The organism is Moorena sp. SIO4E2 (assembly GCF_010671945.1).
In the GTDB taxonomy this organism is placed as follows: Bacteria; Cyanobacteriota; Cyanobacteriia; order Cyanobacteriales; family Coleofasciculaceae; genus Moorena; species Moorena producens.
In genome coordinates, this window is the sequence record NZ_JAAHIE010000516.1 from 1 (window position 1) to 5,002 (window position 5,002).

The 5,002-nt window shown below is 39.6% G+C and carries 3 protein-coding genes; all 3 read left to right on the plus strand.

The window, feature by feature from the left end; genetic code table 11:
* Positions 1-183 precede the first annotated feature (183 nt).
* Positions 184-1,584, plus strand: coding sequence for a tetratricopeptide repeat protein (locus F6K37_RS31935; protein ID WP_287254601.1), 1,401 nt, complete (start codon positions 184-186; stop codon positions 1,582-1,584).
* A 74-nt stretch (positions 1,585-1,658) separates the two neighbouring features.
* Positions 1,659-1,952, plus strand: coding sequence for a hypothetical protein (locus F6K37_RS31940; RefSeq protein ID WP_287254604.1), 294 nt, complete (start codon positions 1,659-1,661; stop codon positions 1,950-1,952).
* Between the two features lie 210 nt (positions 1,953-2,162).
* Positions 2,163-5,002: ATP-binding protein (locus F6K37_RS31945; protein ID WP_287254606.1), on the plus strand; the 2,840-nt coding region annotated here is incomplete at its 3' end.

The following is a 5,002-nucleotide window of genomic DNA, read 5'->3' on the forward strand; positions in this document are numbered from 1 at the left end:
GAATATCTAGAAGAAGCTATTCCTATTAATGATGAAGCCATTGAGTTAGTCGGTCACGACCCAGCTTGGATGGAGTGGCGAGATGATCCGAGAACTCAAGCATTACTCGCTAGTTAAGCTTTTGAGATAACAAACCTCAAGGAATTAAGTGTCAAATAACAGTTAAGGAGGAATTTTAGGAAGATGGATTACAAGGATAAGATGGATGCCCAAAGAGCAGAAACTTTTCGCATGTCAGGGGACTATGAACAGGCGATCGAGATTTTTGAAGAACTCCAAATTAAGTATCCAGACAATGCTTGGGTCAATGCCCACCTAGGAATAACTTACCACCAGTTGATGGATTATCATAAGGCGAGAAAATACTTAAAAAAAGCCATCGAAAAGAATCGTAAGTATCTCTGGGCTCATGCACAGCTAGGTGAAACCTATCGTCTGTTGGCAATTATTGAAGATCGTCAGGAAGAATATGTTGAGTTAGCTATAGAACATTTCCAAGCAGCGCTTGGTAATGAATTACCAGAAAAAAACAACTATGCGTGGGCATTAGCTCATTTGGGAGCAATCTACCGCCTGAAGATGATTCGCAATATAAAAGATTCAGGGATAGATCAAAAAGAGGAAAAAGGTAATCCAGAATATCGGAAAGATAAAATAATAGAAGATCTGAAAAATAAAATAGTAGATGAAGAAAGTAAAGAAAATGCATTGCATTATCTTAACAGAGCCCTTGAACTTATCCCCACGTATACCTGGGCTTGGGGTATGCGAGCAACAGTTTACAGATTGGCTCAAGAATACGAGGATTCATACTGGGATTTAGAAGTAGAAACAGTAATAGCTCAGGAATCTGAAGTTTTACAGTATTCTTCTTCTCCTGTATCATTCTTAGAAAGCAGGAGGATAAATCTTCATGAACATGCATTGATATGTTTTTATTTAACGAAGAAAAAACAAGACCAAGGAAAAAAAGAGAGATTCTACGGTAGAGCGATCGCTTATGCAAAAAAAGCCTGGACGGTTCAGCAAGGTGACTTAATTGCTCGCCTAATCCTCATCGTAATTGAAGCTAAGCAAAAGCAAGAAAAATCAGAAAGCCTTGCTGATATTATCAAAAGATTCAATACATTAAAGGAGGACGTATATTCAAAGTTTTCTCAACTCTGTGAAACGGTATTGCGATATCAACTTAGTGCTAGGAAATATACTCGGGATGAAATAAAAAAGGTAATAGACGAGAATGATGCTAAGCAACATGTATTAACAAAGCTTGTTCTGAATGATGTGATAGATAACCCTAGTAAAGACCCTAATCTAGAGAAGGCAAAACCATGGCTATGGAAAAACTTTGCACTGACGGAGACATGCAGCAATGTTCTTTTCTTACTTAATGATTTAAGTTCTATTTTGCAGGAGGAAGATCCAACTATTCTTGGTACCTCAAAAATTTATCGAGATATTTCCTATATGGTTAATTATTGGTACACCCTGGAAAGGATTTATCAAACTCCAGTAATTTTGGATAAAGATCGACCAAAAATATTGAATCAATCCAGCAAGATTTGGTCAATTTTAAATAAATAAAATTTATTGAGGAAGATAAGCGACAATTAGTTGGCATTTTTGGTAACTACGTTAAACATTTGCAGGATTACGTCATGAGTAAACTATTTAATTTATTAACAGATTTGGCCCTTGACCCCAAGAAACAAAGTGTTTTCATCAATAACCCCAGTTCCGTAATGGACGAAGTGGGTTTATCTGAAGCAGAGCAGACGGCGATAATCAGCAAAGAACCTGCTAAAATTGCAGCATTATTTGCAGACAAACAAGTTCCACTTGCCGTTACCACTTCTGATCCTGGTCCGGACCCCTTGCCAGATCCAGACCCTTTTCCCATACCAGATCCAGACCCTTCTCCATCAGAAGAACCCACACCTAACTTTAACTAGAATTTGGTGTAGAGAGGTTTCATCAAGCTCGATTCTCTGAGTTTTAGCTCAATTCCCTAGAAGCCCCACCTAACGGTTAGGTTAGGTGGGGTAGTTGATTTTAAATCACTCATAACTTTATACAATTCGGCAAATGGATTATTATTTAATCAGCTCAAACCGCACTGGTTGCGGTTTTTTATAATAAAAACTCCTTTCAAGGAGGTAAGTATGCGCGATTTATCAGGTTACCAAGTTACGGAAAAACTCCATGAGAGCACCAACTCCCTAGTCTATCGCGGAAATCGGCGAGCAGATCACCAACCTGTTATCGTTAAAATGCTCAAACAGGCTTATCCTTCCCCTGAAAGGATTGCTTGGTTCAAGCGAGAGTATGAAACAACCCAAACTATTAACTTACCCGGTGTAATCGATGTTTACAGCTGGGAAAAGCTAGAAACTAACTGGGTGATGGTGTTAGAAGATTTTGGGGGCGAATCTCTCAATCGGATAATTCCGAAGCAGGAATTCACAATTGCTGAGTTTCTCCACCTGGCCATTGAGATTGTTGACATTCTCGGTCAGGTTCACCAGCAGCATATTATTCACAAAGATATTAACCCATCAAATATTATCTTAAATCAGAATACTGGTAAGCTTAAGCTAATTGATTTTGGTATTTCAACCACACTGTCGCGAGAAATATCAACCTTTCGCAACCCGAATGTATTAGAAGGAACCCTAGCTTATATTTCCCCAGAACAAACGGGTCGAATGAATCGAGCCATCGATTACCGCACTGATTTTTACTCCCTGGGGGTGACCTTTTATGAATTGCTGACGGGACAGTTACCCTTCCCCAGCAATGATGTTTTGGAATTAGTCCATTGTCATATTGCTAAACAACCGACACCACCACAGGAAATCAAACCAGATATTCCACCAATTATTTCAGCGCTATTGTTCAAATTGATGGCGAAAAATGCTGAAGAACGCTATCTATCAGCCTATCGGATCAAGGCAGATTTAGAAGAATGTTTCAGACAGTGGCAAACCAAAGGGCAAATTGATACTTTGCTAATCGATCAGCACAAGGTTTCCGATCAATTTCAAATACCACAAAAACTGTATGGACGAGAACAGGAGATTTCTACCCTATTAGCTGCTTTTGATCGAGTCAGCCAAGGAGCTAGTGAAATGATGCTGGTTTCGGGGTATTCTGGTATTGGCAAGTCAGTATTAATACAGGAGGTATATAAGCCACTGACTCGGCAACATGGCTATTTTATTTCTGGTAAGTTTGACCAGTTTCAACGAAATATTCCTTACGCTTCCTTAATTCAGGCATTTCGGTCATTAGTACAACAGTTACTCACCGAAAGTGAGGCAGAGATTAACAATTGGCGAGAGAAGGTGCAACTTGAATTAGGGGAAAATGGACAGGTAATCATTGAAGTTATTCCTGAAGTCGAACTGATTATTGGTCCACAACCACCTGTCCCAGAGCTTCCGCCAACAGAACTCCAGAATCGCTTTAATTTTGTTTTTCAAAAATTTATTAAGATATTCACTCAACCGGAACATCCGTTAGTCATTTTCCTTGACGACTTACAGTGGGCAGATAGAGCTTCCCTGGAATTAATTCAACTCCTGATGACAGCAGCAGATAATAAATATCTATTTTTCATTGGGGCATATCGGGATAATGAAGTAAACGAAGCACATCCGCTGCTTCAAAGTTTGGAACAGCTTGAAAAAGCCAGGGTAACAATTAAGAGAATACTACTTCCCCCCTTAGCCTTAACTGATGTTACCCAACTGATCGTTGATACCTTTTTTGTAGATTCAATAACTGCCAAACCTATTGCCCAATTGATACAGGAAAAAACTGGTGCAAATCCGTTTTTCATCAATGAGTTTATAAAATATCTGTATTCTGAAGGTTGGTTTTATTTTAACTATCATTCTCAGAAATGGGAGTGGGATATAGAGCAAATAAAAGCGCAAGAACTTACAGATAATGTGGTGGAGTTGATGACTAAAAAAGTTAAAGACTTACCCACACAAACTCAAGCCTTATTAAAATTAGCAGCTTGCATAGGGAACCAGTTTGAGCTGAAAACACTGGCAGTGATATATGAAAAATCTATAGGGGAAACTGCAACTGATTTACGGTCAGCACTCCAATCTGGTCTAATTGTACCCCTTAGCTATGCCTACCAGTTGGTGGAACTTGATATCGAAGGGTTGTCAAATCAGTTAGTTGTAGAATACAAATTTGCCCACGACCGCATCCAGCAAGCAGTTTACTCGCTGATTCCCAAAGCAGATACCCAAGCAGTACATCTGGGCATTGGCAAGTTGTTACTGCAAAATACATCCTCTGAAGAATCTGAACAGAAGCTGTTTGAGATTGTTAACCAATTGAACAAAGGTCGGGAGCTAATTGAGGGACAAACAGAGCGAGATGAGTTAGCTCGATTAAATCTGCGGGCAGGCAAAAAAGCAAAATCCTCAGCTGCTCGTCAACCGGCTTTGAATTATCTCCAGACCGGCTTAAGTTTGTTAGGTAACCAGAGTTGGTCGCAGCAGTATAACCTCAGCTTAGATTTGTATGTGGAGGCAGCAGAAGCAGCTTATACAATTGCCAACTACGACCAAATGGAGCCCTTGACTGAGATAGTCTTGCAAAAAGCCCAAACACTGTTAGACAAAGGAAAAGTCTATGAAGTCAAAATGCAAGCCTATTGTGCTCAAAGAAAATTTCTAGAAGCGATCAAAATTGCCCTAGAAGTTTTGAAATTACTTGGAGTGGAATTACCGGAACGACCTAACCAAAGAGATCTAACGCGAGAGATAGAGCAGATCAAATTAGCATTAGCAGGTAGGAAAGCCGAGAAGCTAATCGACTCACCCCAGATGTCAGATACCCATAAACTAGCAGCTATCAGGATCATGAATTACTTATTTGGTCCTGCGTTCATAGCAATTAATCAACTGAGCTTGGTCAATTGGTGCAGACAGGTAAATTTATCAGTTCAGTATGGTAATTCCCCTGATTCTGCTTTTCA